This window comes from Cytobacillus firmus NBRC 15306 (genome assembly GCF_001591465.1).
Classification (GTDB): Bacteria; Bacillota; Bacilli; order Bacillales; family Cytobacillaceae; genus Cytobacillus; species Cytobacillus firmus.
The window spans coordinates 1-3,140 of the sequence record NZ_BCUY01000164.1 but is presented as its reverse complement, the minus strand read 5'-3'; the positions used below and the strand labels follow the sequence as shown (position 1 = coordinate 3,140).

At 35.5% G+C, this 3,140-nt stretch carries 4 protein-coding genes and 1 pseudogene; all 5 read right to left on the bottom strand.

The genetic code is table 11. The features are described 5' to 3' along the window. Positions 1–196: phospholipase D-like domain-containing protein (locus BFI01S_RS24470; protein WP_268875352.1), on the bottom strand; the 196-nt coding region annotated here is incomplete at its 3' end. Further along, positions 151–432, bottom strand: a pseudogene (locus BFI01S_RS24650) (PLD nuclease N-terminal domain-containing protein); the annotation flags it as partial. The pseudogene BFI01S_RS24650 and the gene BFI01S_RS24470, both read right to left, overlap by 46 nt. A 299-nt stretch (positions 433–731) precedes the next feature. Continuing rightward, the gene (locus BFI01S_RS21360) at positions 732–2,105 is read right to left on the bottom strand and encodes a S8 family peptidase (RefSeq protein WP_061794375.1); all 1,374 of its coding nucleotides are present in this window, start codon (positions 2,103–2,105) and stop codon (positions 732–734) included. 114 nt (positions 2,106–2,219) lie between these two features. After that, on the bottom strand, positions 2,220–2,546 hold the full coding sequence (locus BFI01S_RS21355; protein WP_041902469.1) for a hypothetical protein: 327 nt from the start codon (positions 2,544–2,546) through the stop codon (positions 2,220–2,222). A gap of 154 nt (positions 2,547–2,700) precedes the next feature. Beyond that, positions 2,701–2,895: a hypothetical protein gene (locus BFI01S_RS21350; protein WP_041844978.1), complete on the bottom strand. Its 195-nt coding sequence runs from the start codon at positions 2,893–2,895 to the stop codon at positions 2,701–2,703. Positions 2,896–3,140: the final 245 nt, after the last annotated feature.

Below are 3,140 nucleotides of genomic sequence, written 5' to 3'. Positions count from 1 at the left end.
CCTCATAATTCAGGCGAAAACTTCTCATATCATAGTTTGCTGCGCCTACTTCTGCAATTTCCTCATCAATGATCATCAGTTTCGCATGTAACATTCCTTTATTGTACTGGTAGATTTGGACCCCAGCTTGGACTTTGCCGACTCGAAGCCAAGCCCGCCTACAGTAAAATACCTTAAAGCATCGGCGATTATCGATGCTGAATCACTAAATGTATCAGGTAACTTATCAGACTCATTATGAGAAGAGGTCAATCTTTTACGTTGAATAAACTTGGGATTTGATATGCTAAGATATAGTAAGAAACCAATGACAGGCAAAACAAGGACGATTACTATCCAATTCAAAGCTTTGGCTGGCCGACGAACATCCCAAGTTGCTATGAATAACATAAAGAACGCATTTAACAGGTATAGATAAAAAATCCACTCCAACTAAAATTCCCCCTTAGTTTTTCTCTTAACATGTACAAACTATGTAGCGAGTATACGTTGGGAATACAAAGAATTGTTAAGATACCTTTTCTTATGAAACACCTCAAAATATTTTGGAATTAGTTTATTTTGTAAAGCTCCAAGGATAAGAAAGCGGGGGTACAGGTCTAAACCAAGAGAAAAACCGCCCCTTTCTTCCATGATTTTGGAAGAAAGGGGCGGCAGATTTTCAGTTGGATTATTCATTTCCTCAGAGTTAGGACTACTTGGGGACACTATGTAGCGGTCTCAAAAAGGGATTATTGCCTTTTGCTTTGGGCTGCTTCCAATCCATTCTTTACATTAATTAAGCCACTACCGAATTCGTTATCAGCTCCAGGGATTCCTAAATCATAAGTAGAATTCTTAATAATGTCTATTACTTCTTGGTTCGTTAAATTAGGGTTTACTGAAAGCAAAAGACCTGCTAGTCCTGCTACATGTGGTGAAGCCATAGAAGTGCCTGAAAGGGCAGCATACTGCTGGTTAAAATAGGTGCTCGGAATTTGAACTCCGGGAGCTGCAACATCAATATAATCTCCATAATTTGAGAAAGGGGCACGTTGTCCGGTGTTACTAACGGCGGCGACACTGAGAACATTAGGAAAAGCAGCTGGGTAGCTCGGTTGCATAGTATTTTCATTTCCTGCTGCAGCAATCAAAACAACATTTTTACTGTATGCATAATCGATGGCCTCTTTTAAAAGGGAAGAATGCTGATAATTGCCTAAACTCATATTAATGACATCGGCTCCATGATCCGCTGCCCAATAAATCCCTTTTGCTATATCAAAGGTTGTCCCATGCCCTTCGGCACCCATTGCTTTTATAGGCATTATTTTGTTATACCAGGTAACACCCGCAAGACCTTCATGGTTGTTAGTTTCCGATGCAATGATTCCTGATACATGGGTGCCATGCCCGTTGTCATCATCAGGGAAATTATTATTCAACAGTACATTATAACCATTTGTTAATCGTCTTCTTAAATCAGGATGGTCCAGATCAACGCCAGTGTCTATAACAGCAATAATGATATGTTCATCCCCTTTGGTGATATCCCAGCCTGCTTCTGCTTGAATGGCCGATAAGTTCCATTGATATTGTTCTCTATACAGCAAATCATTAGGAAGTTCAATTTGATTTTGCAGATAAAGATAATTGGGTTCAGCAAATTCAACCATAGCCTGTCTGTTAAAATATTCAATAAGTTCCTTGGTCGAAAGCGTATTAGAACGAAAAACAATCGTAGAATTTAGATTTTTAAAGATAGTGCCATTGATCTCCTGTGCCATTCTTTCTAATTCCTTTGTTGATGGATGAGTCTTGAATGTAACGTTTACTTCTTTCTTAATATAATGACTCTCCGTTTTTTCATTGTGTTTAATTAGAAAAACGGAAGGATCATTTCTTAATTGATTCTTAATGGTTTGACCCATGGAAAGACTGTTTATTTGAAGAAGATTTTTTTCGTTTTTTTGGACACTAGTTATAGGGGGATTGTTTTTGACAGCAACTGTTTTATTTTCGTGATTCTCTTTGTTTCTTGTATTTTGTACTAAGAATAATAACCCTATAGATAAAAGAATAAGTACGGAAACCGTAACCAATAAGGACCTTGATATTTTTGTCATGAGACACCTCTATATAATTTTATGATTAGAAAATGCTTCGATAATCAAATTTCTAATGCGTCCTTGAATCTTAATACATAAAGAACACCGTTTGAGAACAAACGGTGTATAAACTTATTCATCTTTATTATCTGCGTCATTTACATCTTTAGGATCTTCAATTGGTTCTTCTGTATCAGTGTTGTCATTATTTTCATCAATATTATCTGGATCTGTTGCGTCTTCAGCATCTTCAATTGATTCTTCTGTATCAGGGGTGACATTATTTTCATCAATAGTATCTGGATCTGTTGCGTCTTCAGGATCTTCAATTGGTTCCTCTGTCCCAGGAGTTACATCCTCAGGTGGTGGATTATTATCGTCATCTCCATTATTACACCCTAATAACAAGAACATTGAAAGAAAAACTGTTGATAAAAGTTTCATCCACTTATGATTCATCTTTACCGCCCTTTCGATTGTTGTAATTTCTAAATTATTTTTTACGTTTATTCTTTTTTTATTCAGATAGTCTAAAAAAGAAATTTGATGAAATACAGTAATAAAATTAAAAATGAGGCAATTATGTATGATAATATTACAAAGTTTCCCTATTTTATCCGATTCTATTTTTTGCTTTTTGAATAACCTCTACTACAAACTGATCTTTATTTTCTAATTCACCAAGTGTAAGTTCTCCATTAGCTAATTTTTCAGAGAGCACATTAATATCTTCCTGGACGGAAACAGGGATTTGATTTTCAGTCAACATTTTCTGAAGCTCATTTGCAATTTTAGTTTCTTGATTCATTTTTAACACAACCTTATTTTAGTATTTATATGGCAGGATTTGAGCAATTTAATACTTTGAACACGTTTGTAGGAAGGTTCTAAAGAAGAGAAAGGTTGGTTAACATCCAACCAACCTTTTGTCTTGCATAATTATTGTTGTTTTACCCTGAGTTTACTTTCCTTTAACAAGTGTTCTTTATTGTATTAAATTGCCTCTATAAGGATCTTGACTTTGCATGTAGTTAGAAAATTGTTGAACCGATT

What these genes read in the sequence shown, in the direction of transcription:
- BFI01S_RS21360 (WP_061794375.1), bottom strand. Translation starts at nt 2,105, where the DNA reads ATGACAAAAATATCAAGGTCCTTATTGGTTACGGTTTCCGTACTTATT.
- BFI01S_RS21355 (WP_041902469.1), bottom strand. Translation starts at nt 2,546, where the DNA reads ATGAATCATAAGTGGATGAAACTTTTATCAACAGTTTTTCTTTCAATG.
- BFI01S_RS21350 (WP_041844978.1), bottom strand. Translation starts at nt 2,895, where the DNA reads ATGAATCAAGAAACTAAAATTGCAAATGAGCTTCAGAAAATGTTGACT.